Origin of the sequence: Afipia sp. OHSU_II-C1, from assembly GCF_000497575.1 — a bacterium.
In the GTDB taxonomy this organism is placed as follows: Bacteria; Pseudomonadota; Alphaproteobacteria; order Rhizobiales; family Xanthobacteraceae; genus Afipia.
In genome coordinates this window covers 89,308-115,279 of sequence record NZ_APJI01000005.1, presented here as the reverse complement: position 1 = coordinate 115,279, position 25,972 = coordinate 89,308, and the positions used below count along the sequence as shown (strand labels likewise).

General features: G+C 61.4%; 27 protein-coding genes. 8 read left to right on the top strand and 19 right to left on the bottom strand.

Translation table 11 applies throughout. The features are described 5' to 3' along the window. Positions 1-93: 93 nt before the first annotated feature. The gene (locus tag I554_RS0104650; RefSeq protein WP_024575170.1) at positions 94-870 is read left to right on the top strand and encodes an arginyltransferase; all 777 of its coding nucleotides are present in this window, start codon (positions 94-96) and stop codon (positions 868-870) included. 44 nt (positions 871-914) lie between these two features. On the opposite strand, the gene I554_RS0104645 is transcribed toward I554_RS0104650, so the two are convergent. Then, positions 915-1,544: an NAD(P)H-dependent oxidoreductase gene (locus I554_RS0104645; RefSeq protein WP_024575169.1), complete on the bottom strand. Its 630-nt coding sequence runs from the start codon at positions 1,542-1,544 to the stop codon at positions 915-917. Between the two features lie 101 nt (positions 1,545-1,645). Here I554_RS0104645 and I554_RS0104640 point away from each other — a divergent pair, with 101 nt between their 5' ends. After that, positions 1,646-2,044 carry a helix-turn-helix domain-containing protein gene (locus tag I554_RS0104640; RefSeq protein WP_024575168.1) on the top strand — a complete coding sequence of 133 codons (399 nt, stop codon included), beginning with the start codon at positions 1,646-1,648 and terminating at the stop codon, positions 2,042-2,044. Between the two features lie 5 nt (positions 2,045-2,049). Here the strand turns inward: I554_RS0104640 and I554_RS0104635 are convergent, their stop codons facing one another. Further along, positions 2,050-3,399, bottom strand: a complete 1,350-nt coding sequence (locus I554_RS0104635; protein ID WP_024575167.1) for an Nramp family divalent metal transporter — start codon at positions 3,397-3,399, stop codon at positions 2,050-2,052. Positions 3,400-3,553: 154 nt separating this feature from the next. On the opposite strand from I554_RS0104635, the gene I554_RS0104630 reads away from it, so the two are divergent. Next, the gene (locus I554_RS0104630) at positions 3,554-3,955 is read left to right on the top strand and encodes a RidA family protein (RefSeq protein ID WP_024575166.1); all 402 of its coding nucleotides are present in this window, start codon (positions 3,554-3,556) and stop codon (positions 3,953-3,955) included. 56 nt (positions 3,956-4,011) lie between these two features. Here the strand turns inward: I554_RS0104630 and I554_RS0104625 are convergent, their stop codons facing one another. The 3 genes from I554_RS0104625 to parC all read right to left on the bottom strand — a co-directional run bounded on the left by I554_RS0104625 (position 4,012) and on the right by parC (position 7,627). Then, positions 4,012-4,539 carry a hypothetical protein gene (locus I554_RS0104625; RefSeq protein ID WP_024578219.1) on the bottom strand — a complete coding sequence of 176 codons (528 nt, stop codon included), beginning with the start codon at positions 4,537-4,539 and terminating at the stop codon, positions 4,012-4,014. A gap of 237 nt (positions 4,540-4,776) precedes the next feature. After that, complete coding sequence (gene tsaA / locus I554_RS0104620; RefSeq protein WP_024575164.1) at positions 4,777-5,271, bottom strand: tRNA (N6-threonylcarbamoyladenosine(37)-N6)-methyltransferase TrmO; 495 nt, start codon at positions 5,269-5,271, stop codon at positions 4,777-4,779. A gap of 103 nt (positions 5,272-5,374) precedes the next feature. After that, on the bottom strand, positions 5,375-7,627 hold the full coding sequence (gene parC / locus I554_RS0104615) for a DNA topoisomerase IV subunit A (RefSeq protein WP_024575163.1): 2,253 nt from the start codon (positions 7,625-7,627) through the stop codon (positions 5,375-5,377). Between the two features lie 193 nt (positions 7,628-7,820). On the opposite strand from parC, the gene I554_RS0104610 reads away from it, so the two are divergent. Continuing rightward, a complete protein-coding gene (locus I554_RS0104610; RefSeq protein WP_024575162.1) occupies positions 7,821-8,105 on the top strand; it encodes a hypothetical protein in 285 nt (94 codons plus the stop codon). 54 nt (positions 8,106-8,159) lie between these two features. Here the strand turns inward: I554_RS0104610 and recO are convergent, their stop codons facing one another. The 9 genes from recO to rpoZ form a co-directional block, all read right to left on the bottom strand. After that, on the bottom strand, positions 8,160-8,909 hold the full coding sequence (gene recO / locus I554_RS0104605) for a DNA repair protein RecO (protein ID WP_024575161.1): 750 nt from the start codon (positions 8,907-8,909) through the stop codon (positions 8,160-8,162). Between the two features lie 60 nt (positions 8,910-8,969). Continuing rightward, the gene (locus I554_RS0104600; protein ID WP_024575160.1) at positions 8,970-9,371 is read right to left on the bottom strand and encodes a hypothetical protein; all 402 of its coding nucleotides are present in this window, start codon (positions 9,369-9,371) and stop codon (positions 8,970-8,972) included. Continuing rightward, entirely contained in the window at positions 9,368-10,294 is a 927-nt protein-coding gene (era, locus tag I554_RS0104595; protein WP_024575159.1) for a GTPase Era, read from the bottom strand. The genes I554_RS0104600 and era overlap by 4 nt, the downstream gene beginning before the upstream one ends. Continuing rightward, a complete protein-coding gene (gene rnc / locus I554_RS0104590) occupies positions 10,287-11,066 on the bottom strand; it encodes a ribonuclease III (protein WP_244432711.1) in 780 nt (259 codons plus the stop codon). The genes era and rnc overlap by 8 nt, the downstream gene beginning before the upstream one ends. A gap of 23 nt (positions 11,067-11,089) precedes the next feature. Then, positions 11,090-11,848: a signal peptidase I gene (gene lepB / locus I554_RS0104585; protein ID WP_024575157.1), complete on the bottom strand. Its 759-nt coding sequence runs from the start codon at positions 11,846-11,848 to the stop codon at positions 11,090-11,092. A gap of 207 nt (positions 11,849-12,055) precedes the next feature. Then, entirely contained in the window at positions 12,056-12,475 is a 420-nt protein-coding gene (gene acpS / locus I554_RS0104580) for a holo-ACP synthase (RefSeq protein ID WP_024575156.1), read from the bottom strand. Further along, entirely contained in the window at positions 12,472-13,245 is a 774-nt protein-coding gene (locus I554_RS0104575) for a pyridoxine 5'-phosphate synthase (protein ID WP_024575155.1), read from the bottom strand. The genes acpS and I554_RS0104575 overlap by 4 nt, the downstream gene beginning before the upstream one ends. A 20-nt stretch (positions 13,246-13,265) precedes the next feature. Next, positions 13,266-15,545 (bottom strand): bifunctional (p)ppGpp synthetase/guanosine-3',5'-bis(diphosphate) 3'-pyrophosphohydrolase, encoded by a 2,280-nt coding sequence (locus I554_RS0104570; protein ID WP_024575154.1) that lies wholly within the window; start codon positions 15,543-15,545, stop codon positions 13,266-13,268. Between the two features lie 178 nt (positions 15,546-15,723). Beyond that, on the bottom strand, positions 15,724-16,116 hold the full coding sequence (gene rpoZ / locus I554_RS0104565; RefSeq protein WP_006020886.1) for a DNA-directed RNA polymerase subunit omega: 393 nt from the start codon (positions 16,114-16,116) through the stop codon (positions 15,724-15,726). Between the two features lie 347 nt (positions 16,117-16,463). Here rpoZ and I554_RS0104560 point away from each other — a divergent pair, with 347 nt between their 5' ends. Continuing rightward, a complete protein-coding gene (locus tag I554_RS0104560) occupies positions 16,464-17,105 on the top strand; it encodes an NYN domain-containing protein (protein WP_006020887.1) in 642 nt (213 codons plus the stop codon). Then, positions 17,086-17,793 (top strand): uracil-DNA glycosylase, encoded by a 708-nt coding sequence (locus I554_RS0104555; RefSeq protein WP_024575152.1) that lies wholly within the window; start codon positions 17,086-17,088, stop codon positions 17,791-17,793. Before I554_RS0104560 ends, I554_RS0104555 begins: the two co-directional genes overlap by 20 nt. Here the strand turns inward: I554_RS0104555 and I554_RS0104550 are convergent. The 4 genes from I554_RS0104550 to dapA all read right to left on the bottom strand — a co-directional run bounded on the left by I554_RS0104550 (position 17,790) and on the right by dapA (position 20,347). Beyond that, entirely contained in the window at positions 17,790-18,365 is a 576-nt protein-coding gene (locus I554_RS0104550; protein ID WP_024575151.1) for a peroxiredoxin, read from the bottom strand. The genes I554_RS0104555 and I554_RS0104550 overlap by 4 nt on opposite strands. 58 nt (positions 18,366-18,423) lie before the next feature. Continuing rightward, complete coding sequence (smpB, locus tag I554_RS0104545) at positions 18,424-18,897, bottom strand: SsrA-binding protein SmpB (RefSeq protein ID WP_024575150.1); 474 nt, start codon at positions 18,895-18,897, stop codon at positions 18,424-18,426. Between the two features lie 121 nt (positions 18,898-19,018). After that, the gene (mscL, locus tag I554_RS0104540) at positions 19,019-19,432 is read right to left on the bottom strand and encodes a large conductance mechanosensitive channel protein MscL (protein ID WP_024575149.1); all 414 of its coding nucleotides are present in this window, start codon (positions 19,430-19,432) and stop codon (positions 19,019-19,021) included. Positions 19,433-19,456: 24 nt separating this feature from the next. After that, positions 19,457-20,347 carry a 4-hydroxy-tetrahydrodipicolinate synthase gene (gene dapA / locus I554_RS0104535; RefSeq protein WP_024575148.1) on the bottom strand — a complete coding sequence of 297 codons (891 nt, stop codon included), beginning with the start codon at positions 20,345-20,347 and terminating at the stop codon, positions 19,457-19,459. Positions 20,348-20,588: 241 nt separating this feature from the next. On the opposite strand from dapA, the gene I554_RS0104530 reads away from it, so the two are divergent. Continuing rightward, positions 20,589-22,787 (top strand): lytic transglycosylase domain-containing protein, encoded by a 2,199-nt coding sequence (locus I554_RS0104530; protein WP_024575147.1) that lies wholly within the window; start codon positions 20,589-20,591, stop codon positions 22,785-22,787. Between the two features lie 142 nt (positions 22,788-22,929). After that, positions 22,930-23,814 (top strand): alpha/beta hydrolase, encoded by an 885-nt coding sequence (locus I554_RS0104525; protein ID WP_024575146.1) that lies wholly within the window; start codon positions 22,930-22,932, stop codon positions 23,812-23,814. A 328-nt stretch (positions 23,815-24,142) separates the two neighbouring features. Here the strand turns inward: I554_RS0104525 and I554_RS0104520 are convergent, their stop codons facing one another. Beyond that, on the bottom strand, positions 24,143-25,657 hold the full coding sequence (locus tag I554_RS0104520; protein WP_024575145.1) for a porin: 1,515 nt from the start codon (positions 25,655-25,657) through the stop codon (positions 24,143-24,145). Between the last annotated feature and the right edge of the window lie 315 nt (positions 25,658-25,972).

Below are 25,972 nucleotides of genomic sequence, written 5' to 3'. Positions count from 1 at the left end.
CTAGCCTTAGCGCGTTCAAATTAGTTGACCCCCGGGCCTCCACGGCGCGATGCTATGGAGGGAATCGCGCAGACCGGAGACACACGGCCACACGTGACACAACACTCGCGCAATACGCCGCAGTTTTATCTGACGGCGCCCTCACCCTGCCCCTACCTGGAGGGCAAGCAGGAACGCAAAGTGTTCACGCATCTCGTCGGCGACAAGGCTGGCGAGTTGAACGATCTCCTCACTCACGGCGGGTTCCGCCGCAGCCAGTCCATCGCCTACCGTCCGGCATGCGACCAGTGCCGCGCCTGTGTGTCGGTGCGGGTCATCGCCAACGAATTCCGCCCGTCGCGCAATTTTCGTAAAATTCAGGCGCGCAATGCCGACATCATCAGCGAACTGCGCACGGCGGTGCCGACCTCCGAACAGTATTCCGTGTTCCGCGCATATCTCGACGCCCGCCATCGCGACGGCGGCATGGCGGACATGACCGTGCTCGACTACGCAATGATGGTGGAAGACAGTCATGTCTCCACCCGCATCATCGAATACCGCCGTCGCACCGCCGACAGCGGCATTACCGGCAAGGGCGGCGACCTGATTGCCGTAGCGCTGACCGATATCCTCAGCGACGGATTGTCGATGGTCTATTCGTTCTTCGAGCCCGGTGAGGAAAGCCGCTCGATGGGCACGTACATGATCCTCGACCACATCGCCCGCGCCCGGCGGCTCGGTCTTCCTTATGTCTATCTCGGCTACTGGATCGAAGGGTCGCGGAAGATGGACTACAAGGCCCGCTTCCTGCCGCAGCAGCGGTTGGCCCCCAGCGGCTGGCTTCGCGTCGATGCCATCGGCTCGCAGGCACTCGAGCCACAGGACTAGTCATTGTCATGCCCGGCATGATGCCGAGCATGACGGGAGACCGCTCAAGCAGCCCGCTGCCCCGATACAGCAGGCAACGCACCGGCCGCCGCAAGCGCGCCCACAAGCGCCTTCTCGCGCTGATCGGGACCGACCTGAACGCCGTCCGCAGCGATGATTTCAAGGTCCTTGACGCCGATGAAGCCGAATACCCAGCGCAGGTAAGTTTCGAGGTGTTCGCCCGCCGCAGCCGGCGTATCGGCACCATAGAAGCCGCCACGCGAGATGGTCACGATCACGCGCTTGTTGCCCGCAAGCCCCTCAACACCCTTCTCCGAATACTTGAAGGTCTTTCCGGCAACGAGGATGCGATCGATCCAGGCCTTGAGCTGGCTCGGAATGGTGAAGTTGTACATCGGTGCTCCGACCACAACGATGTCGGCGGCGAGAAATTCGTCGAGCGCAGCAGCGCTTGCCGCGATGTCCTCACGCACCGCAGGTGTTTCCGGTGTCGCGCCGTGAGCCGCTGCGAGATGCTCGCCAGTCAGGTGGGACAGCGGGGTCGCGCTGATATCGCGATACGTCATGTCGAGGTCCGGAGTGGTCTTGCGCAGACGCTCGACGGCCGCTGCCGAGAGCTGCCGCGAGACTGAGTTGCCGCCAAGGATGCTGGCGTCGATATGGAGCAGTTTCATAGGTTCCCCTTTAGCTCTAGTATCAGATTGATACCTGGACACTAATGGTGACCCCTGCTAAACACCGCAAGACGGCACATTTTTTGAACTTGAGCACATCCATGCAACCCGCACACACCGATGTAACCGCCCCGCCCGCACGGCATCTGCCCGGCGACTGCCAGGCCGTCGGGTCTATTCTCTCGCGCATCGGGGACAAATGGAGCGTACTGGTCATCATGCTGCTCGGCGACGGCCCGCGCCGGTTCAACGAGATCAAGCGCATGGTAGGCGGCATCTCGCAGCGGATGCTGACGCTGACGCTTCGGGGCCTCGAACGCGACGGCCTCGTCACGCGAACGATCTACCCGACCATCCCGCCGCGGGTCGACTACGAACTGACCGAACTTGGTCATTCGCTCAAGGCGCCCGTGCAGCACCTGGGCTCATGGGCGTTCGATCACCTGCCGCAGATCCAATCCGCGCGCGAACGCTTCGACCAGAATTCAAAAGACAAGTAAGCGCGTTAGCCGATCACGAAATCGATCAGCAGCTTCACATTGAGCGTGATCACGACCGCCGCAATGATCGCCGCGATGAACGACAGCCATCGCGGAGCGACGAACGTCCCCATCTTCGCCTTGCTCGCCGTGAACATCACCAGCGGTACAATGGCGAACGGCAATTGCAGGCTCAGCACGACCTGACTGAGAATAAGCAGCTGTGCGGTGCCCTTTTCGCCGTACCAGATCGTCACGATCGCCGCCGGCACGATGGCAATCGCGCGTGTCACCAGACGCCGCATCCACGGCGCAATCTTGATGTTGATAAATCCTTCCATCACGATCTGGCCGGACAACGTCGCCGTTACCGTCGAATTCAATCCGCAACAGAGCAGCGCGATGCCGAACAGCGTCGGCGCCAGCGTTGAGCCCAGCAGCGGCGACAGGAACGCATGAGCCTGATCGAGTTCGGCGACATCCGTCTTGCCAGCCTTGTGGAAGGTTGCCGCCGCGAGAATGAGGATCGACGCGTTGATCAGCAGCGCAAGACAAAGCGCGATGGTGGAATCGATGGTCGCGAGCGTAATCGCTTCCTTCTTTTCCGGCACGGTGTCCCCATAGCCACGCGTCTGCACCAGACCGGAATGCAGGTAGAGATTGTGCGGCATCACCGTCGCACCGAGGATGCCGAGTGCGAGATAAAGCATGTCGCGATTGGCGACGATGTCGACCGTCGGCGCGAAGCCACGGATCACCTGGCCCCAGTCGGGATCGGCCATCGCAATCTGCACCGCGAAGCATGCCGCGATAACGCCGAGCAGCGCCACCACGAACGCTTCAATCCAGCGGAAGCCGATCGCCTGCAACGCCAGAATGAGGAACACGTCGGCCGCCGTAATCAACACGCCGATCTCGAGCGGAATGCCGAACAGCAGATTGAGACCGATGGCGGTGCCGATGATCTCCGCAAGATCGGTCGCGCTGATGGCGATCTCCGCAAGCAACCACAGGGGCCAGGACACCCACTTTGGATAGGCGTCGCGGCAAGCCTGCGCGAGGTCACGACCCGAGCCGACGCCGAGCCGCGCGCACAGCGCCTGCAGTACGATGGCCATGATGTTGGAAATCAGCGCGACGGCGAGCAGTGCGTAACCAAACTTGGAACCGCCCGCGAGCGAAGTCGCCCAGTTGCCGGGGTCCATATAGCCGACGGCAACGAGATAGCCAGGCCCAAGGAAAGCCGCGAGTTTGCGCCAAAACGAGCTGCCTTTGACGACGCGGATGGAACCGAACATGTCCGCAAGCGACGGCTCGCCACGCGCCGTACGCCACCCCCCCGGCACAGGCGGGTTGGCGGCCTGGTCAGGCGGCATTGACGGAGATCGTGCGTCCATACCGCCAATATGCACAGCGGCACCCCCAGTTGCAAGTGATTTGCAACAGCAAATCTTGACCCAGCACGAAATGACATCCGGGCATCAATCCTGTCCTGTAAGAAGATGCGCAAGAAAATGGAGGCAACGACCCATGGCAAAACTCGAACACCCGCACCCGACAGGACTTTTCCAGAACCCGGCCTATTCTCAAGTCGTCGTGGCGTCAGGGGCGCGCACGATCTACATCTCCGGTCAGGTCGCGCTGGATGAACACGGCGCGCTTGTCGGTGCCGGAGATCTTTCCGCGCAGACAACGCAGGTGATGAAGAACATCGGCCTCGCCCTCGCCGCGGCCAATGCGGCGTTCTCGGATGTGGTGAAAATCACGACCTATGTCGTCAACTACCGGCCCGAACACCGCGCAATCATCGCAAAGGCGCGAACGCCGTTTTTCGCGAACATGCCGCCGCCGGCCAGCACACTTGTCGGCGTGTCGGCTCTTGCCGCGCCGGAATGGCTGATCGAGATCGAGGCCATCGCCGTCACCGGCTAGGACACCAGAACATCCACAGCGCGCGGTCGAGACAGTCCCGTCCGCGCACTTGCACCTTATCGTCTGCCGCGCTCAAGACGCTCGGACGCTGCTGCGGCTTCATCCGCGGATGCTCTGATGGCGCCCATGTTGCCGATAGCTGCAGCAGTCAGAGCAGGACGAACCCGCCCCATATCAAACGGACGGCGCTCGAGCGCCGAGGCAATCCGCTCGTTTATCGCAACGAGGTACAGATTTTTGAGCGCAGGGTTGTCAGTCGGCTTCTTCTCTGTCTTGCCGGCAGGAGCGCTCGTCTCCTTTAGTTCCCCGCTCACGCGGGTCGATCCCTGACTCTCCTGCTTCAAGGACGCAACATACCGGACGACTTCCTTGCCATCCTTACGGGCAATCAAGACGACCTCCGAATTGACCGCACCGTTGATGTACCAATCCGGAGTCATGTTGCCGAAAAGATAGGGCGGGAATTTAGTCGCGACGAGGATGCGACGCGCTTCTTCAACCGGGACTTGATACACGGTGCCGCCGTTCGTACACGCGGTTAACAGGGTGACAAATGCAATGGCAATGAAGTGTCTGTACTTCATGGTCAAAATCCTTTGATAAGTATCGATGGCGCGTCTTCTCGCAGGCCGCATTTGCCGCGCCTCCCGTAACGGAAAGCCTCGAAGAATTAAGACCGGGTGTAGGCGCGATTTGAGCGCATGCGCATCGCGGCGCGATGGTGAAAAGACTCACAAACGATCGTTATAAATTTATCGATATCCACCGAGCGTCTCGATGGCTTTTGCCGTTCGGACGGTTGCCTCACGTCCGCTGTCGCCTCAACCGCCGGCCTCAAAATCGCCCGGCTGCGGCGGAGCGATGGGCGTGAACTGGCAGCGATCCGGCTTGAGATCGACCAGCGGCGTGCCGTCGAGACAGTCAAGTCCGCGCACCAAAACCATGTTGCCTTCGATCCCGACGAGCCTGGCGACGGACGTGCCGAGCGGATTGGGACGCACCGGCGACCGCAGCGAGAACGTGCCGTGTGTGTTGGTATCGCCTGCTGGACTCTGCAGGATCAGATCGCGGCGCGACTGATGCAGCCAGTAGATCACTTCCACCTGAGTGAACCGGTCGAGCCCTTTGAGCGCAGGCACCCACGGCTCGAAAATCTCGATTCTGCACACCGGTCCATCGTGACGGCCCTGACGCGGCGTCTTCAACCTATCGATCCAGGGCGTGTGAATGCGGCCAATAAAAACAAGACCGGCGTCGGTCGGCGGCGGTGGATCGACGGCAACTTCGCCATCGCGGATTTCATTGTAGCGGACCATTTGCTCACCGGCTCATTGGACGTGGCCGGTAATGTAGCTTCGCCGTCAAAGGGAGCAAGCCGCGATCACTAAAGCGCCGGCGTGACTGGCCGGCGCTTTAACCTCAGTCGATCACCTTGCCGAACTTGTTCGACTTCGGGAAACCATTGGCGAGGCGACCCGCGTCCGCACGGTTGCCGCGCCAGTCCGTGAGATCCTTCCAGGACATGCCCTGCTCGCGGCCGGCGGTATCCTTCCACGTCATGCCGTCCTTCGCAGTGAACGTCATGATGTCGGAAAGCCCTTTCTCCTTGTAGCGCTGCAGACGCACGCCGCGGCCACGCGCCATTTCCGGCACCTGCTCCAGCGGGAAGACCACCATCTTGTGGTTCTGTCCGATCACGGCAACCGTATCCCCCGCTACCGTGGCGATGGCGGCAGCCCGGTTCGGCGCGGAGACATTGAGAATCTGCTTGCCCTTGCGGGTGTTGGCGACGCAATCGTCCTCGTTGACGACAAAGCCCTGCCCGTCGCTGCTTGCCACGAGGAACTTCCGGCCGCTCTTCTGCACGAACATCGAAATGATGTCGGCATCGCCTTCCATGTCGATGGTCATGCGGATCGGATCGCCGTGGCCACGCCCGCCCGGCAACTTCTGCGCGTCGAGCGTGTAGAAGCGGCCATTGCTGGCAAACAGCGTCAGCTTCGACGTGCTTTCCGCGAAGAACGCAAAGCCCAGACTGTCGTCGGTCTTGAATGCGAGGTTCGACAGGTCCTCGACATGGCCCTTCAGCGTTCGGACCCAGCCCTTGTCGGACACGACCACCGTGATCGGCTCGCGCTCAATCAGCGCTTCCTCGATAGCGGCGAGATCATGCTCCGGCGCATCAGCAAACTGTGTGCGGCGCTTGCCGAGCGGCGTCTTGGGTCCGAAGGTGTCGCGCACCTTCTTGACGCCTTCGGCGACCTTCTTCCACTGCTCTTCCTCGGAAGCCAGAACGCCCTTGATGCCCTTCAACTCGTTGCGAAGATCCTTGTCCTCGCCTCGGATTTCCATTTCCTCAAGCTTGCGCAAGTTGCGCAGACGCATGTTGAGAATGGAGTCGGCCTGAAGATCGGTGAGCTTGAAGGTCTTGATCAGCACCGGCTTCGGTTCGTCCTCGGTGCGGATGATCTTGATCACCTTGTCGAGGTTCAGATAGGCGATCAGGTAACCGCCCAGCACCTCGAGGCGATGCTCGATCTGGTTCTTGCGGTAATTCGAACGACGGATCAGAACATCGCGCAGATGGTCGAGCCATTCGCGCAGGCATTCAGCGAGGCCGAGCACCTTCGGAATACGGCCCTTCACCAGCACGTTGAGGTTCAGCGGAATCTTGCTTTCAAGCTCGGTCTGCTTGAACAGCGTTTCCATCAGCACTTCAGGATCGACGTTACGCGACTTCGGCTCGATGACGATGCGCACGTCTTCCGCCGACTCGTCGCGAATGTCGCCGACCAGCAGCAGTTTCTTTTCGTTCAGCAGTTCGGCGATACGTTCGATCAGCCGCGACTTCTGCACCAGCCACGGAATTTCGGTAACGACGATGTTCCAGGTGCCGCGCGCGCCCTCTTCCTGGGCCCACTTCGCGCGCACGCGGAACGAACCGCGCCCGGTCGTATAGGCTTCGGCGATGCTTTCGTGGGAATCGACCACGATGCCGCCAGTCGGGAAATCCGGGCCCTTCACATATTTCAGAAGGCCGCGCGATTTGGTGTTCGGCTTGTCAATCAGATGCAGCGCAGCGTCACAGAGTTCCGCTGCGTTGTGCGGCGGGATCGAGGTCGCCATGCCGACCGCGATGCCCTGCGCGCCATTGGCGAGAAGATTTGGAAACGCGCCCGGCAGCACGAACGGCTCTTTCGACTGGCCGTCGTAGTTGGGGCGGAATTCGACCGCGTCCTCATCGATGCCTTCGAGCAGCAGCCGCGCGACTTCCGTCATGCGCGCTTCGGTGTAGCGATAGGCGGCCGGATTATCGCCGTCGATGTTGCCGAAGTTGCCCTGCCCGTCGACCAGCGGATAACGCGACGAGAAATCCTGCGCGAGGCGCACCAGCGCGTCGTAGATCGACTGGTCGCCGTGCGGATGGAACGAGCCCATCACGTCGCCGACGATCTTGGCGGATTTCTTGAACGGCGTGCCGGGGTCGAGCCTCAGCAGCCGCATGCCGTACAGGATGCGGCGATGAACCGGCTTCAGGCCGTCGCGTGCGTCCGGCAGCGCACGATGCATGATGGTCGAAAGCGCATAGGCGAGATAGCGCTCTTCGAGCGCCTCGCGGAGTGCGACCTCCTGAACATCCATTGGCTCCGGTGGAATCAGTCTTTTGCCCATGGCAAGGGGTTAACGTCCCCGGGCAAATTGAACAACAAATGAATTAGGCGGACATCACCTGTTCGTAATTGTTCCGCCATAATTTGCCCTGCTACATCATGCGGATAGGTCTGGGTATGGGTCTGCCCGGGCCGTCCTGATCAACCGGTCAACCGAACAGGCGAGCCGGGAACAGACCCCGGAGGGAACTGGAATGCGTCGTTTTGTTTTGGCGGCAGTGGCCGCGTTGGCGCTCATCGGCGCCGGTTTGTTGGCCGGAAGCCGGGCCGAGGCCATGCCGCTTGCCGGCGGTCTGGCCGGGATTGCTACCGGGCAGGCTGAAACCGTCGCGGTGGTCTGCAACCCGGTCTGGAATGGCTATGCCTGGGTGCGCACCTGCTATCGGACCGCCCCGCGCTATTACGCCCCGCGCCCCTACTACGGTTACGGCTACGGCGGATATTATCGTCCGCGTGCGCGTTACTATCGCTATTATTGATTTTCGATTTGTCGATGAGCAGCAAACGGGCCAGGAGCAATCCGGCCCGTTTGTCTATTCTGCAACGGCCCTCGCGCGCGGCCGTATCACCGCGGCGATAAAGCCGTCCCGCGCGTCCGAATGGCCCTGCCCGCGCGGCTCCAGCACATTGCGCAGCAGGAACAGTCCGGTCAGCCGGAAGCCGTCCTCGATGTCCTGACCCGACCAGCCGTTGGCCCCGTCATCGCTCTCGCGCAGGAACGGCGGCAACCGCAACAGCCTGTCGCGCCACGGCTCGCCCGCCTGCCGGGAAACCGCCGCGCCCGACTTCGGCGAGACATAAACCAGATCGTTCACCGTGCCGCTCGCGGCGCAGGACGACAGGTCAAGGCCGAAGCCAAGCTCGGTCAGCATCGCCAGTTCGAACTTCACCAGTTGAACGCCCGCCATGCCCGCATCGTCGAAATCGTTGAGGATGGCTTCCAGCATCTCGTAGATATCTTCGTGCGGGTCCCGCTCGGGCAGCAGCCGCACCAGCGACGCCATATGCGTCACCCCGTAGACCGCATGCGGCGATCCGAACATCGTCGCCGCGCGCAGCCGCGTGCCTTCGATCGCGTAATATCCGAGATGCTCGTCGAGCCGCGCACGCCAGACCGCGCTCACCGTATTGCCGGGCTGAAGCAGCGGGCGCATTCGCGAGCCGGCGCCGCCGCGCACCAGCCCCAGATGACGGCCATGGCTGCGCGTCAGCAGTTCGACGATGGCGCTGGATTCACCATGTCGCCGCACGCCCAGAACGATGCCTTCGTCAGTCCATTCCATAGCTGAAGCTTACAGGATTCTGGCCTCATCCGCAGCAACATGGCGGCAGACCGCACGCGCTTATTCCGGCTGCTGGAACCAGTCCTTCGCATCGCCGGTGAATGAAAACGACAATCCCAGCGCCGTCAGCGCTGTCGAAATGATGTCCACGAACGTGCCGAATTGCAGTCCGGTTTCGCCCATCGTCGTGACAATGGACGCAACCGACAGCATCAGCGCCACGACCAGAATTGTCCGTGCCCAACGCTTGCGCCGGTGCGCTGTGAGCCAGACGAGCTGGACAAATCCGAGCGTCATCATGACCGCAATGAAATTGACGGCCAGCTTCGTCGACTCGGTGACATCGTCAGGCATCCGGTCCAGAAGGGCGGCCGACAGCACATCGATGAGCAGCGACAGATACAGCAGCACTTCGAAGTAAAAGATGTTCGTCGGCACCTTGACGTCGGGTCCGGTCATCATTCCTTGGGAAACTCCAGCCCCATCTCGCGATAACGCTCCGGATCATCACCCCATCCGTCGCGCACCTTCACGAACAGAAACAAATGCACCGGCTGACCGACGATTTCCGCGATCTCCTTGCGCGAATCCGCACCGATCGCCTTGATCGTCGCTCCGCCCTTGCCGAGCACGATCTTGCGCTGGCTGTCGCGCTCCACATAGATCGTCTGCTCGATCCGCACCGACTTGTCCTTGCGATCCTGCCAGGAATCCGTCTCCACGGTCGACTGATACGGCAGTTCCTGATGCAGATGACGGTAGATTTTCTCGCGGGTGATTTCCGCCGCGAGGTGCCGGAGCGGCGCGTCCGACATCTGGTCTTCAGGATAGTGGAACGGACCCGGCGGCACGTCCCGGGCCAGAGCGCGGCGCAAATCGTCAACGCCATCGCCCGACAAAGCGGAGACCATGAAGGTCTGCGTGAACTGGAGGCGTTCGTTGGCCTGCTGCGCCAGCGCAAGAAGTTTTTCTCGCGGCACCAGATCAATCTTGTTCAGCACCAGAATTTTCGGGTGATTGACCGCCGACAGTTTGGTCAGGATCACGTCAGCCTCGTCGTCAATACCGGCGCGGGCGTCCAGCAGTACGCACACCAGATCGGCATCATGCGCGCCGCTCCATGCCGTCGACACCATGGCGCGGTCAAGCCGGCGCTTCGGCGCGAAGATGCCCGGCGTATCGACGAGAATGATCTGCGCGTTGTCTTCGATCACGATGCCGCGGATGAGCGCACGCGTCGTCTGCACCTTCTTCGAGACGATGGTGACCTTCGATCCGACCAGCGCATTGACCAGCGTCGACTTGCCGACGTTCGGCGCGCCGATCAGCGCGACAAAGCCGCAGCGCGTCTCTTGCGATGAATTCTCTTGCAACTCGTCAGGCATCGTTGCCGCCCGTTACGCCTTCCCGCTTCAGCAACGCCGTCGCCGCCAGCTTCTCGGCCGCGCGCTTGCTGCCGCCAATACCTTCTGCCGGGATCAGTCCCGGCAATTCCACCGCCACGCGAAACTGCGGATCGTGGTGCGGTCCGGTCCGTTCGACCTCGCGATAAACCGGCGTCGGCAATCCCTTGCCCTGCGCCCATTCCTGCAAAATCGTTTTCGGATCGCGCAGCGGGCGAACCGGTTTACGCATCCGTTCGGTCCAGTTGCGCTCGACGAATTGAGCCGCCGCCGCATAGCCGCCATCGAGGAACACGGCGCCGATCACAGCTTCGCAGATATCCCCCAGTACCGAATTCCGCAACCGTGCCCCGGCGCCAGCGCCCACCGATCCGAGCTTGATGGCTTCATCCAGCCCGAGCGACTTGGCAACATCGGCGCAGGCTTCGCGGCGAACCAGGTCGGCGAGACGCTTCGACAACTCGCCTTCGTCCGCTTTCGGGAACGCCCGATAGAGCATGTCCGAGACGATCAGACCCAGGACGTGATCGCCGAGGAACTCCAGCCGCTGATAGCTGTCGCCGCGGCGAACGGACTTCAGTGCCGAGACATGAGTAAAAGCGGTCGCCAGCAGCGCAGGATCGGCGAACGTGTGCCCGATGCGCTCCTCGATAATTTTTGCGGCAGCCTTCGCGCTCGGCCTGCGCGCCTTTTTCTTCGCAGGCTTGGTCTCTACGGCACCGGCACTCGCGGCGTCGTCCGTACTCGGAGGCATTTTGACGATTGCGGGGTCGCCGCTCATCGCACGATGGAGAAAATGCGATTCCAGCGAACCGAGACCGGCCAGCGCCAGAACTGCCAGGCCTGCTCGCCTTCGGCAATGGAGAAGAAGATCATCTGCGCGCGGCCGATCAGATTCTCGGACGGCACATAACCCACAGCCGACAGGACTCGGCTGTCGGTGGAGTTGTCACGGTTATCGCCCATCATGAAGAAATGACCGGGCGGCACCGTGTAGACATTGGTGTTGTCGTAGAAGCCGTTATCGACGCAATCGAGCGTCTTGTAGATAACGCCGTTGGGCAGCGTTTCCTTCCACTGCTTGACGCGTGCCGTAGCGTCCGAGCCGCACGGATCCTCACCGACGAAATCCGGCAGGCGTTCACGCTCAACCGGCTTGTCGTTGATGTAGAGCAGCCCTTCCTTCATCTGGATGCGGTCGCCCGGCAGTCCGATGACGCGCTTGATGTAATCGGTGGTGTCGTCCTTCGGCAGGCGGAACACGACGATATCGCCACGCGCGGGATCGGAGCCAAAGATGCGGCCGGTGAACAGCCGTGGCGACAGCGGGATCGAATAGTGGCTGTAACCGTATGAATACTTCGAGACGAACAGGTAGTCGCCGACAAGCAGTGTCGCCTTCATCGATCCCGACGGAATGTTGAAGGGCTGAAACAAGAAGGTGCGGATCACCAGCGCGATAATGAGCGCGTGAATGACGACGCGGACGGTCTCGCCGACGCCGCCTTCGGATTTGGCCGGTGTTGTCACGCTCATCTGTTCTTTCGAATCCTGGTTTTTCATGCCTCGGAACTGGACCTTTTATGCCCATCGGAGGCGAAGACGCCGCCCAAATCACCCGCGCGGGTTTTAGACCGTTGTCGCAAGGGGTGCAATCAACGGGCTCATGAAAACTTGCTAATTGTCTGACAGTTCAGTGAATTTTAGATTTTTGAGTGATTCCGACCATTGGTCCAAAAGGGCTCAGGTTTTCGCCGCCGGGACCGCCGAAATGATGACGAACGCCTGCGCCAGGGGCCAGTCATCCGTAATTGTGAGGTCAATCCGCGCCTCATGCCCCGGGGGAAGCAGGGATTCGAGCCGCGCCAGTGCGCCGCCGGTCAGTTTCATGGTCGGACGGCCGCCGGGCAGGTTGACCACCCCCATGTCCCGCCACCACACCCCGCGTCGGATGCCGGTGCCCAGCGCCTTCGAGCAGGCCTCCTTGGCGGCGAACCGCTTGGCATAGGTCGCCCAGATCAGTTTAGGCATCTTGGAGCGCCGCTCCGCCTTGGCCCGCTCAGCCTCTGTGAAAATCCGGTCGATAAACCGGTCGCCGTGACGCCCGATCACCTTCTCGATGCGCGTGATGTCGATGATGTCCGACCCGATGCCGATGATCATGATCTCACATGGCCCCGGAGCGACTTCCGGCCACGATCCATCGCCGCCCGCATGTCTCGAATGGTCTGGGGCAAACCGACAAAGATCGCCTCACCCATCATGAAGTGTCCGATGTTCAGTTCGACGATCTCAGGCAGTGCCGAGATGGCTTCCGCCGTTACGTAATCGAGACCATGCCCGGCGTGAACTTCGAGTCCCGCGGACTGCGCAAGTTTGGCGCCAGCGACAATGCGCTGCCATTCGGCTTCGGCTTTTTGTTTCTGTCCCTCGACCACAGCGTCGCACCACGCACCGACATGAATCTCGATCACGGGCGATTTCAGTTTGGCCGCCATCTCGATCTGGGCCGGGTCGGCGGCGATAAACAAGGAGACGCGAATGCCGGCGTCGTTCAATCGCGCAATGAAAGGACCCAGCGCGTCCCGCTGTCCGATCACATCCAGCCCGCCCTCTGTCGTGACCTCGGTGCGCCGCTCCGGCACAAGGCAGGCCGCATGCGGCTGCGTCGCCAGCGCGATCTGCAGCATCTCAGCCGTCGCCGCCATCTCGAAATTCAGCGGCTTGGAGATTTCGGCTTTCAGCCGCGCCATGTCCTCGTCGCGGATATGACGGCGATCCTCGCGCAAATGCGCGGTGATGCCGTCAGCCCCCGCTTCGATCGCAAGCAGCGCAGCACGGACTGGATCCGGCACGCGTCCGCCACGCGCATTGCGCAGGGTTGCAACGTGATCGACATTGACCCCGAGACGCAGCGGCGGAATGGCGGGCATGGAAAACCTGAGTGATGCGATTAGCCGTTGATGCGATCGACGCTGGCGACGACCGCCTTGGCACGAAGCTGAGCAATGATACCGTTCAAATGCTTCAGGTCATAGACCTCAAGATCGATGGTGAGCTCTGTGAAATCCGGAGAGCGGCGGCTCATGCTGATATTGTCGATGTTGCCATCGTGTTCCGCGATCACCGATGCGACCTGGGCAAGGCTGCCCGGCTCGTTCACGTTCTGCACGTGCAGCCGCGCCGGAAAACGCCGCGGCACGGCTTCATCGGTGTCCCATCGCACGTCGAGCCAGCGTTCCGGCTCTTCCTCGAAATCCTTCAACGCCGGCGACTGGATCGGATAAATCGTGATGCCCTCACCCGGCGTCACAATGCCGACGATGCGGTCGCCCGGCACCGCGCCGCCGTTCGGCGCGAATTTCACCGGCAGATCGCTGTTGATACCGCGGATCGGGATCGCGTTCGACGCCTTGGCGTCGCCTGATGGTTTGGGCTTGGCGCCAGCGGCTTTCTTGCCGCTGAGACGCGCCTCTTCCTTGTAATCGGGATACATCGCGCGCGCGACATCCGACGCCTTCATTTCGCCGCGTCCCACCGCCGCCATCACATCGTCGATGGATGCCCGCGCGAGGCGCGGAAGCGCGCCCTTCAGTTTGTCGTCGGCGTAGACGATCTTGGCGCGCATGAACAGGCGCTCGACGATGCGCCGACCGAGACCGGCATACTGATCGCGCACCGCAGTGCGGGTGGCGCGGCGGATCGCGGCCTTGGCCTTGCCGGTGACCGCAAGTGACTCCCATGCAGTCGGCGGCGCCGACTGTGCCTGCGACGTGAGGACTTCCACCTCGTCACCATTCTGCAATTCCGACGACAACGGCGCGAACTTGCCGTTGATCTTGCACCCGACTGCGCTGTTGCCGACGTCAGTATGCACCGCGTAAGCGAAGTCGATCACGTTGGCATGGCGCGGCAGCGCGATCAGCTTTCCCTTCGGCGTGAAGCAGAACACCTGATCGTGGAACAGCTCCATCTTGGTATGTTCGAGGAATTCCTCCGGATTGGCGCTTTCCGACAGCACCTCGACGGTGTGGCGCAGCCACGCAAATGCGTTCGATTCCAGCTTGAGCCGCTCTGTGGGCGAGCCGACGCCATCCTTGTAGATGGCATGCGCCGCGATGCCGTACTCGTTGACCCGGTCCATCTCCTCGGTGCGGATTTGCAGCTCGACGCGCTGCTTGCCGGGGCCGATCACCGTGGTGTGGATCGAGCGATAATCGTTCTGCTTGGGCGTCGAGATGTAATCCTTGAACCGTCCGGGCACCACCGGCCAAGTCGTATGCACGATCCCGACCGTGCGATAGACCTCGGCGATGCTGTTGACGATGATGCGGAACCCAAAGATGTCGGACAACTGCTCGAAGCCGACGGACTTGCGCTCCATCTTCACCCAGATCGAGAACGGCTGCTTGCGCCGTCCTTTGACGTACGCGTTGATGCCGTTCTTCGAGAGCTTCGCGGAAAGCTGGGCTTCAATTTCGCCGATCAGGTTGCGATCGCGGGCTTCAAGCGCATCGAGGCGCTGAACCACGACGGCGTGCGCCTCCGGATCGATCACCTTGAACGACAGGTCTTCCAGCTCTTCGCGCATTTCCTGCATACCCATGCGGCCGGCGAGCGGCGCATAGATGTCGAGGGTCTCTTCCGCGATCCGGTGACGTGACGCCGGCGGCACAAATTCCAGCGTCCGCATGTTGTGCAGCCGATCGGCGAGCTTGATGAGCAACACGCGCACGTCGTCGGCGATCGCCAGCAGCAGTTTGCGCAGGTTCTCGGCCTGCTTTGCCTCGCGCGACACCAGTTCGAGCCGTTTCAGCTTGGTCAGCCCATCCACCAGCGCGCCGATCTCAGAACCGAACATCTGGTCGATCTCGGCTCGGGTCGATTCGGTGTCTTCGATGGTGTCGTGAAGCAGGGCCGCGACGATTGTGGCGTCGTCCAGCTTCAGGTTGGTGAGGATCGCGGCGACCTCGAGGGGATGGGAAAAGTACGGATCGCCCGAGGCGCGCTTCTGCTCGCCATGGGCCATCATGGCGTAGACATAGGCCCGGTTAAGCAGGTCTTCGTCGGTATTCGGGTTATAGGCGCGGACCTTGTCCACCAGATCGTACTGGCGCATCATCTTGGTCCGGACGGGCTTCTTCGCCGGCAGTGGCGGCGGGCCAGCCGGAGCCTCTGCGGCCGCTTCGCTCGCCGCCTGCATTTGGGGCTGATTTCGCCGCCAGATCGCCATCCGCCTGCTCGCCTCGCCTTCGATTCCTGAAAAAGGAACCGTCATTCACAATATCGCCGGTTCTCCGATAATCGCAAGGAAGACGCTAAAAATGTCAATAAATGCAAAGGCCCGAGCGATCCGCCCGGGCCTTTGAGAAAACCAGCGTATAGTGCCGGAAAATCGGTCCGAAACGGACTTACTCGTCTTCCTCGGGCTGCTCCTCAGGCGGAGCAAGGCCTTCCAGACCCTTCAAAAGCTCTTCTTCCGTCATGCGCTCGACCGCCACTTCGGTGTCGTCGGCGTCCACAGAGGCGCCGGCGGAGCCGATCAGCGGCACAGTATCGGGTTCCGGCTCGTCCACTTCGACGAACTTCTGCAGGGAATGGACCAGTTCTTCCCGCAAATCCTCGGGAGAAATGGTCGTATCAGCGATTTCACGTAGCGAAACCACTGGATTCTTGTCATTATCCCGGTCGATGGTCAGGGGCGACCCTGAGGAAATCATCCGCGCACGGTGTGCGGCGAGCAGGACGAGGTCGAACCGGTTGTCGACCTTATCGATACAATCTTCAACAGTGACGCGCGCCATCGGCTGCCGCTCCGGGTCTGGATCTGAGAATATGTCGCTATGCGCGCTAGGTATAGCGACCAGAGCCTTTCCGCAAGCATGTTTTTCGGATTGGTCCGTAAATCGCCGCTGCCGGAAGGGCCCCGCCAGAGCATAGCTGAGGGTCAATTAGTCCCATGGACAAGAAATCGCTTCATTGCTTCATCACGGTGTGCGGCAATCTGCGCAGCTGCCTCAGCCGCGCGGAATATTTGCGTCCTTTATCCTCTCTAAACCTTCTAGCGAATAACAACTGAATTGAATGGGAATGCGCGGTGATGGATACGCGCCAAGAATACATGCGATAACAACGATGCGAGTAAAAACTGATGCCTTCTGCCACGAACAAGATCGCGCTGTTTATTGACGGTGCAAACCTATACGCAACAGCGAAGACCCTTGGTTTCGACATAGATTATAAGCGGCTGCTCCTTGAGTTTCAGAGTCGTGGCACTCTCGTTCGGGCCTTCTACTACACTGCCATTATCGAGGATCAGGAATACTCGTCGATCCGACCGCTGATCGATTGGCTCGATTACAACGGCTATACCGTCGTCACCAAGGCGACGAAGGAATTCATCGATGCTTCCGGACGCCGCAAGGTCAAGGGCAACATGGACATCGAACTCGCCGTCGACGCCATGGAGCTCGCGGAGAACATCGACCAGATGGTGCTGTTCTCGGGCGACGGCGATTTCCGCTCGCTGGTCGAGGCCGTGCAGCGCCGCGGCGTGCGGGTAACAGTGGTTTCCACCATCGCCAGCCAACCGCCGATGATCGCCGACGAATTGCGCCGCCAGGCGGATGTCTTTACTGATTTGGTCCAGCTACAAGCAAAGCTTGGCCGCGATCCGAGCGAGCGCCCTGCTCCTCGCGAACCGCGCGAACCTCGTCAGCACACGCCGCAATTCCTGCAGCGGGCGACGACCAGCTCAATGGCGCCAAGGGGCGATGACGAATTCGACGATTGAAGAAAAGACCAAGGAGAGCCGGCGCAATAGTGCCGGCCCTTCTTCTTCTGTTTCCGGGCAATCGAACGAACCCGGCCCGGATTGCCCTCTCTGCCCCCGCCTGAAAGACTATCGTGACGCGAACCGCGCGCAGCATCCGCATTGGTTCAACGCACCAGTCTACTCTTTCGGCCCGATCGACGCGCAGCTTCTGATTGTGGGGCTCGCGCCTGGGCTTCAGGGCGCAAACCGCACAGGGCGGCCTTTCACCGGAGATTTTGCCGGTGATCTGCTTTACGGCACACTGATCGACATCGGCTTTGCGACAGGCTCGTACGAAGCTCGCCCTGACGACGGGCTCACGCTGATCGATTGCCGCATCACCAATGCCGTGCGCTGTGTGCCGCCACAGAACAAACCCCTGCCCGCTGAAATCAAGACCTGCCGTACATTCTTCCATGCAACCATTGACGAGATGCCGCGCCTGCGCGCGATCGTCATGCTTGGTCGGGTGGCGCACGATACAACGCTGAGGACGCTCGGCGTTCGCGCAGCGGATGCTCCGTTTGCACACGGCGCGCAGCATCAGGTGGGCTCCCTCCGGCTGTTCGACAGCTATCATTGCTCCCGCTACAACACGAACACCCGCGTTCTAACGCCCGAGATGTTCAGGGCGGTGTTTGCCAGCGTGCAGAACTATCTGGGTTAGCGCGGATTGGCCTGCAGCCATGCGAGCACATCGCCCGCATTCCGGTCCGGCGGAAACACCGGATAGAACACATGGGTGATCGTCGCGTCGTCGATAATCAGCGCCAGCCGCTTGATCAGCGTCAGTCCTGCGACATCCATCGACGGCAGCTTGAGTGCGCGGGTCAACGCCAGATCGCTGTCCGACAGAACCTGAAACGGCACGTGCAGCCGTTCGACCATGTCGCGCTGATAGGCGCTGTCTTGGGTGGAAATGCCGAATACATGCTGCGCGCCAGCATCCCTCAGATCCTTGAACAGATCCCGAAATGCGCAGGTTTGCGGCGTACAGCCACGTGCCCCGGGGATCATGTCCCAGTCATCGACGAGGCTGATCTTGCCGGGTTCTCCCGTGCGCGGATAGGCGAACAGCACCACCCGCCCCGGCAACGACGCCAGCTTGACCGGCGATCCGTCGGTGGCCCGCAGCACAACGGGTGGCATTTTCATGCCGACCAGATGTTTCGCCGCGCCGTCGTCGACCGGCGCCGGAATTTTGCTCCAGTCCACGTCCATCAGATTCGGCTGGTTCATCGCAGTATCCTTTGCATCCTGGAGGCTGAGTTATCCGAGAACATTAGCCCTTTCGGCGTTAACCTCGCGCCCTCAGCAAGCGGCCCTTCTCGCGCGCCCAGTCCCGCTTCTTCTCGGTATCGCGTTTGTCGTGCAGCTTCTTGCCCTTCGCGAGAGCCAGTTGAAGCTTCACCTTGCCGTGCTCGTTGAAATACATCTTCAGCGGAATGAGCGTCATCCCCTCGCGCTCGATCGCGCCGATCAGCTTGTTGATCTGCTTCTTATGCAGCAGGAGCTTGCGGTCGCGCTTCGGCTCATGATTGAAGCGGTTGGCTTGCAGATACTCCGGGATGTTGGCGTTGACGAGCCAGATTTCGCCGTCCTTGGAATCCGCATAGGACTCCGCAATCGTGGTCTTGCCGTTACGCGTCGACTTGACCTCGGTGCCGGTCAGCACGATGCCCGCCTCGACGGTGTCCTCGATGGCGTAATTGAACCGCGCCTTGCGGTTCTCGGCGATGACCTTGATCGTGGGTTCTTTCTTCTCGGCCATCAGGTGCCTCGGTGCGCATACACGCGAAAAATATGGCTCGCGTGAACACGCAATCCTTCAGTACGGCTGACGGCGCTTAGAGCTTGCCCCGTCAAAATGTCCGCTGGTGACAGATAGTAATTTATTTCGCTTTCAGAAGATCGCGGATTTCGGTCAGCAGTTGCTGGTCCTTGCTCATGGCCGCAGGTTCGGGCGCCGCTTCCTGCTTCGCCTTCAACTGGTTCATCAGACGGATGACCAGAAACAGGACGAATGCGACGATAATGAAGTTCAGCGTCAACGTGAGGAAACTGCCCCATGCCAGCACCGCGCCCTGTTTCTTGGCGTCGGCCAGGTTGGTTGCCGTGACCGTCTTGGACAGGCCGGTGAAGTAGTTCGAGAAATCGAGCCCGCCGGTCACCGCGCCGATGATCGGCATGATGATGTCCGCCACCATGGAGTTCACGATGGCTCCGAACGCCGCGCCGATGATGACGCCGACCGCGAGATCGACAACATTGCCTTTCAGGGCAAATTTCTTGAACTCCTCGAGCATCGGCTCATTCCCTTTCCAAGATTATCAGTTGAGCAATCCAGCATAGACCATCGCGTCGTGGATGACTTTGCCGGTCGGCGGCGTCACCGGCACGAGCGGCAGGCGAACTTCTTCCTGCACACGGCCGAGCAGCTTGAGGCCATGCTTGGCGCCCGCAAGACCTGGCTCCTTGAAGATCGCGTCGTGCAGCGGTGTCAGCCGGTCCTGGATCTTGAGCGCGGCCGCATAGTCTCCCTTCAACACGGCAACCATTAAATCCGCGCACTGCTTTGGCGCCACGTTGGCAACAACCGAAATGCAGCCGTGACCACCCGCCGCCATATAGGCTAGCGCGGTCATGTCCTCACCCGAGAGCTGGATGAAATCCGGGCCCATCGCGTGGCGCTGCTGCGACACGCGCGCGAGATTGGCGGTGGCGTCCTTCACGCCGGCGATGTTCTTCAGCTCGAACAGTCTTGTCATCGTCTCGACCGACAGATCGACGACCGAACGCGGCGGGATGTTGTAGATGATGATCGGAATACCGATCGCATCGTTCACCGCCTTGAAGTGATGATACATCCCTTCCTGCGTCGGCTTGTTGTAGTAAGGGGTCACCACCAGCACGGCATCGGCGCCCGCCTTCTCGGCGTGCTTCGCCAGAGCGACGGCTTCCCGTGTCGAGTTCGAGCCAGCGCCGGCGATAACAGGCACGCGGCCCTTCGCCTCCGCGACACACCACTCGGTGACCTGATTGTGCTCTTCGTGGCTGAGGGTCGGGCTTTCACCGGTGGTTCCCACCGGAACCAAACCGTGTGAACCCTGCTCGATCTGCCAGTTCACAAGCTCACGCAGGCCGCCCTCGTCCAGCGCCCCATTTTTGAACGGCGTAACCAAGGCGGTAAGGGACCCCCTGAAATTCGTCTTGGTTGCCATTGCTCTGTCTCCGAACGCTTCGCACGCTGCGATTAATGATTGATACCGGGTCCCGGAACGCGATGAAAGTCCCGGACAATATCGACCGCCCGGAGCCAGGAACGCCCCGTATCAGCCGCTATTTTGCCGCGGTGTGGCGGCATTGTGCCTGTTCTAACACATTTGGTGTTTTGTCCACATATTCAATGAACTACACCTGAAGGCGAAGGTCTTGAATGATTCGCCGCATAGGCCGCCCGTGATGCCATTTGCTCCTTCATCTGCGGGATCAGCCCGGCTGTTACGCTGGAGTGCTGCACTCTTCGGCGCTGGCGCGATTGCGCTGGTTTCATATGCCGCGTCCGCCGTTCCGCTGCCCAAGCCCCGGCCGATCTCCCGCCAGGCGCCGCAAACCGCACCGGCAAAACCGGATCAGCAAAAGGCCCCGGCTTCCGCAAAAGCCACGCCGGCCGCGCCTGCACCGAAGGCTCTCGCCGCGCGCCCTGCTCCGCCCCGAAAGCCGTCCGTGGCGTTGGCGCTATCCACGACATCGTCCACGTCGAAGGCCGACATGGACACGCTCGAACAGATCATCGAACTGGTTCGCAAGCGGAAGCCGGCCGACGCCACGCAGCTTCAGGCGTCGCTCTCCGATCCCGTTGCGCGCAAGCTTTCCGAATGGATGATCCTGCGCAGCGACGATAACGGCGCACCTGTCGAACGTTACCGTGATTTCATTGCCGAAAATCCGACCTGGCCAAGCGTCACGTTCCTGCGGCGGCGCGGCGAAGCCGCTCTGTGGGACGACAAACGCGACGATTCCACCGTCCTCGCATTCTTCAACGGCGAGCAGCCGATCTCCGCCAAGGGCCGCTTCATGCTTGCTCGCGCGCTGCTGGCCCGCGGCGACCGGGCAAGCGCAGAGCGGCTAGTGCGTGAAGCGTGGCGCGGCGATCCATTCTCGTCTGACACTGAAGACACCGCGTTTGAGCGGTTCGGCACGCTGCTGACGCCCGGCGACATCAAGATCCGGATGGATATGCTTCTGTATAGCGGCGACAACGCAGAAGCCGCGTTGCGCTCCGCCAGGCGGCTCGGCAGCGGCCATATCGCGCTGGCAAAGGCGCGTATCGCCCTCAACAAAAAGGCCTCGAATGCGAAGGCCCTGCTCGATGCGATACCAAGCGACCTGCACAACGACCCGCTGTATCTTTTCAGCAAGGCGCAATGGCTCCGGCGCGAGGACAAATTCCAGGAAGCTGCGCGCGCCATGCAGGCGGCGCCCCGTGATCCGGCACGGCTGGTCAATGCAGACGAGTGGTGGATCGAGCGGCGTCTGCTGGCGCGCAAACTGCTCGACACCAACGAGCCTCGGCTCGCTTATGCCATCGCACGCGATGCATCGCTGCCGGCCCGCGACATCTACAAGACAGAGTCGGAATTCACCGCGGGCTGGATTGCGCTGCGGTTCCTGAACGATCCGAATCTTGCGGCCCAGCACTTTGCGCGCATCGGTGTCGGCAGCGTCAATCCGACGGCGCTCGCCCGCGCCGGTTACTGGCAGGGCCGCGCCGCCGAGGCTGCCGGGCGCTCGCAGGAGGCCCGCGCAGCGTATGAATCGGCTGCGGCGCAGTCGACCAGCTATTACGGACAACTCGCACGGGCGAAGCTTGGGCTGCCACAGATCGCGCTGAATGGCGTGCCCGGACGCTCGCGCGGTGGCGAGCGGCTGGAGATTGTCCGCGCCGTCGAGCTTCTTTACGCACTGGACGAGCGCGAGATCGCCATTCCCATTCTCGCTGACATGGGTGAGCGCGCCGACATGGATGGCTTGCTCGCGCTTTGCGAGCTGACGCAGCGTCACAACGATGCGCGGGGCATGCTGCTGGTTGGCAAGGCCGCGCTGAACCGCGGCATGCCGTTCGATCACTATGCCTACCCTGTGATCGGCATTCCGCCGTACAAGGATTTCGGGCCTGAGGTCGAGAAGGCAATCGTGTTCGCCATCGCCCGGCAGGAAAGCGCCTTCAATCCCTCCGTGGTGTCACCCGCACAGGCATATGGCCTGATGCAGGTGACGCCCGCCGCCGGCAAATACGTCGCCAAGCGGCACGGCGCAACGTTCGACCTGAACCGGCTGAAGTCCGACCCGGCCTACAATGCAGCCTTTGGCGCGGCTGAACTCGGCGGCCTGATCGAAGATTATCGCGGCTCCTACATCATGACCTTCGCCGGCTACAATGCCGGGCGTGGCAGCGTGCGCAAATGGATCGAGCGCTACGGCGATCCCCGCGATCCCAAGGTGGACGCAGTGGATTGGGTCGAGCAGATTCCGTTCTCCGAGACCCGCAACTACGTCCAGCGCATCATGGAGAACCTGCAGGTCTACCGCTCTCGGTTTGGCGGCGGCAGCAAGCTGCTGATCGAAGCCGATTTGCGCCGGGGCGCGGGTGCCGAGTGATTCAGACTTCGCCGCCACGCAGATTTACATGCCGTCATCACCGGGCTTGACCCGGCGACCCATCTCAAGAAAACTTTTAGCCTCAACAGATCGCCAGCCTCCGGTGTCCCGGCTGCATCACGCCCGTTCGCAAGGAAAGTTAATGTCCGCACAATTCCGCGACGTCTTCTGCCAGTCAGCCGACGGGCTGAAACTCCATGCCAAGGTCATCGGCCCCGACAACAGCGCTTTGCTGCCGGTGCTGTGCCTGCCGGGCCTGACGCGGACGACTGAAGATTTCAACGAGATCGCCCGTGCGATCGCGACCGATCCCGCCAAGCCGCGCAAAGTCGTCGCCATAGATTATCGCGGGCGCGGGCTGTCGGACTACGATCCTGATCCCGCCAAATACGCGGTCCCGGTCGAGCTTGGCGATGTGATGACAATCGCCGCGTCGCTTGGGATCACGCGCGCCATTCTGCTCGGCACATCGCGTGGCGGCCTCATCTCGATGGCGCTGGCGGCGGCACAGCCCCAATTGCTGGCCGGCGTGATTCTGAACGATATCGGCCCGGAGCTCGATATCCGCGGTCTGATGAAGATCAAGGGCTACCTCGCCTCTCCACCTCCCGTAACGACCTGGGATGAAGGCGCGCGCGGCATGAGAGACCTGTTCGGCGGCGTGTTTCCCTCGCTCACCGACGCCGACTGGATGGCGTGGGCGCGCCGCGCGTTCCGGGAGAAAGCCGGCGGCGGACTGGAGCGCACCTACGATCTCAACATCGCGCGCACGCTGGATGGTCTCGACCCGGCAAGTCCGTTGCCGCAGGTTTGGGAGCTGTTCGACAAACTCGCCGGCATTCCGTTGATGCTGATCCATGGCGAATTGTCAGACCTGCTCTCGCCTCAGGGCGTGCAGGACATGATCGCCCGGCGGCCGGACATCGATCTGGTCAAGGTGGCCGATCAGGGCCACGCGCCCCTGCTGGCAGATAAGCCAACGATGGATCGTATCGTCGCGTTCTGCGCGCGGTGTGACGGGGCATAACGGCCCGCGCCGGGAACACCAGAAGCCATTCCCCTCACGTCGCCCCGGCCAACGGGTCCGGCTTCGCCGGTCCGATGACAGGCTACGGTCGGGATCCATAGCCCTGAGTTTCCGGTTGTGAGGAATACCGGGGCGATCTTCTTGCTGCCATCACGACGTTCGGTGGTTATGGGATCCCCGCTTTGGCGGGGACGACACACGTATGCTTGGCAAGAACTCCGTCATCCTCTCTCATTCGGGAAAGAAGACCGCATAAAGAAAAACCCCCGGCAGTTTCCTGCCGGAGGTTCTTTTAGTTCAGGTCGTAATCGCCGTCAGGCGATTGCGATTACCAGGTGCGGCGAACGCGGAGGTTGCCGGACCAGATGCCCTGATCCTTGTAGTCGTACACGCCAGCCGGCTTGAACGTACCAGCAACGTTGGCGGCAGCGAGGGTGGCCGAGCCAGTGTTCGACTGGTCGAGGTAGGAGTACATGACTTCGCCCGAGAACGTCAGGTTACGAACCGGGGTCCAGGCGGTACGCGAACCAACCTGCCAGATCTTGAAGTCAGGGTTACAGGAGTAACCGTTGAGCTTCGCGCCGGTGTTGAGAGCCTGAACGCCGCAGATCGCTGCAGAAGCAGTGCCGTTGTAGTCGATCTGGGTGTAGCTGCCGAACACGCTGGTTTCCCAATTCGGGGTCCAGTTGTGGACGTAAGCGCCGCGGAAGCCCCAGCCGTTGGTCTTCTGGATGCTGCCACCGGTGGTGTACACACCGTCGAACAGCGGAAGAACCGCGAGGCTCTGGTAGCTGCCAGCGAAGTCTGCGCTGCCGAACTTGTCGAAGTTGTTGCCGGTCACGCCGCTGATCAGATACTTGGTCGAGCCAGTCGCCCAGGTACCATCCAACGACAGCTTGTCGCCAGGGCCGGTCGGCAGGTTCTTCAGCTGAATGCCGACGGACACTGCGCCGCCCCATTCATCCGAAGGATGGCCATTCGGCTCAACGATCGTTGCAGCTGCGCCGCCGTTAAGCGCCGTGGTTGCAGCGTAGTAGTTGGCGTGCACGTTGTGCAGAGCGCCCGACACCTGAGCGGTGAAGGCGGCCTGGTCGATACGCACGTTACCAACGATGTCAGGCGAAACGTTGCCGCCGTACGAGTTGGTGTACACACCGGTCAGAGCTGCCGTAGCAGGCTGGGTCAGGTTTGCGTTCAGGAGCTGAGCGCGGTTGATGACGCGGTTGTCTTCAACACCGATCTGAGCCGACACGCCGTTGCCGAACTGCCAGGTGTAAGCAGCCTGGGTGATGCCGGTTGCGTTGTCGTAGCCGCCGAGCAGGAACGAGGTGTTGTTGTTGGCGCCGTAAGCACCCCAGGGGGTCTGGAAGCCCGAGACCGCCTTACCGAAGGTGAAGCCGGCGAACTGAACGAAACCGTAGTCCATCGTCAGGTTGCCCGACGACGGGCCGAAGCCGGTCGAATGCTCGAAGTTGCTCGACCAGTAGGTACGAACAACGCCGTATTCGGTGGCGGTACGGGTGTCGATGTTCAGCTGAACGCGAGCGCGGGTGGTGAAGTAGTCGCTGTCGCGGCTGCCGGTACCGTTGGCGCGGAACCCGCCTTCATCCCAGGCTGGCTTGCCGTAGTTGCCGGCGTTGATGTTCGCGTCAGCCTGGACGTAGCCGCCCAGCTTGATGCAGGTGTCGGTGCCCGGGATGTAGTAGAAACCCGCGCCGTAAAGGGAGCAGATCTTCACGTACTGAACGGCTTTCGCCTTGACGGGAAGATCGGCTGCCTGTGCCCCGGCGGACGCTGCGATAACCGCAGCCGAACCCAGGATAAGGCTCTTAATGGTGCTCATAAAACCTCCAAGTTTTGCTCTCTAGGGAAGGTTCCAGGCCGGTGGTGTAAGTCACACCACGTGGTAGGTTCCCTTGATCCCCGCTAACCGCCCGGTCGCCTCGCGCTTTCGGACACTCCCGCTGAACGCGAGCGACTTAAGCGAAACTCCCAAACGGGACGACCTCGGGATGCCCCCCTCCGTCGCTTCGATGACCATTGCCCAACAGTCGTGATCAAGCAACAAAGGACCGCCTTGAAACGGTGCTGTTCCGGCCGTTTTTGGGGAGGTGTTGCACAAATAGCACGCAAAAATCCGAGCGGAACCTGTTCAAGT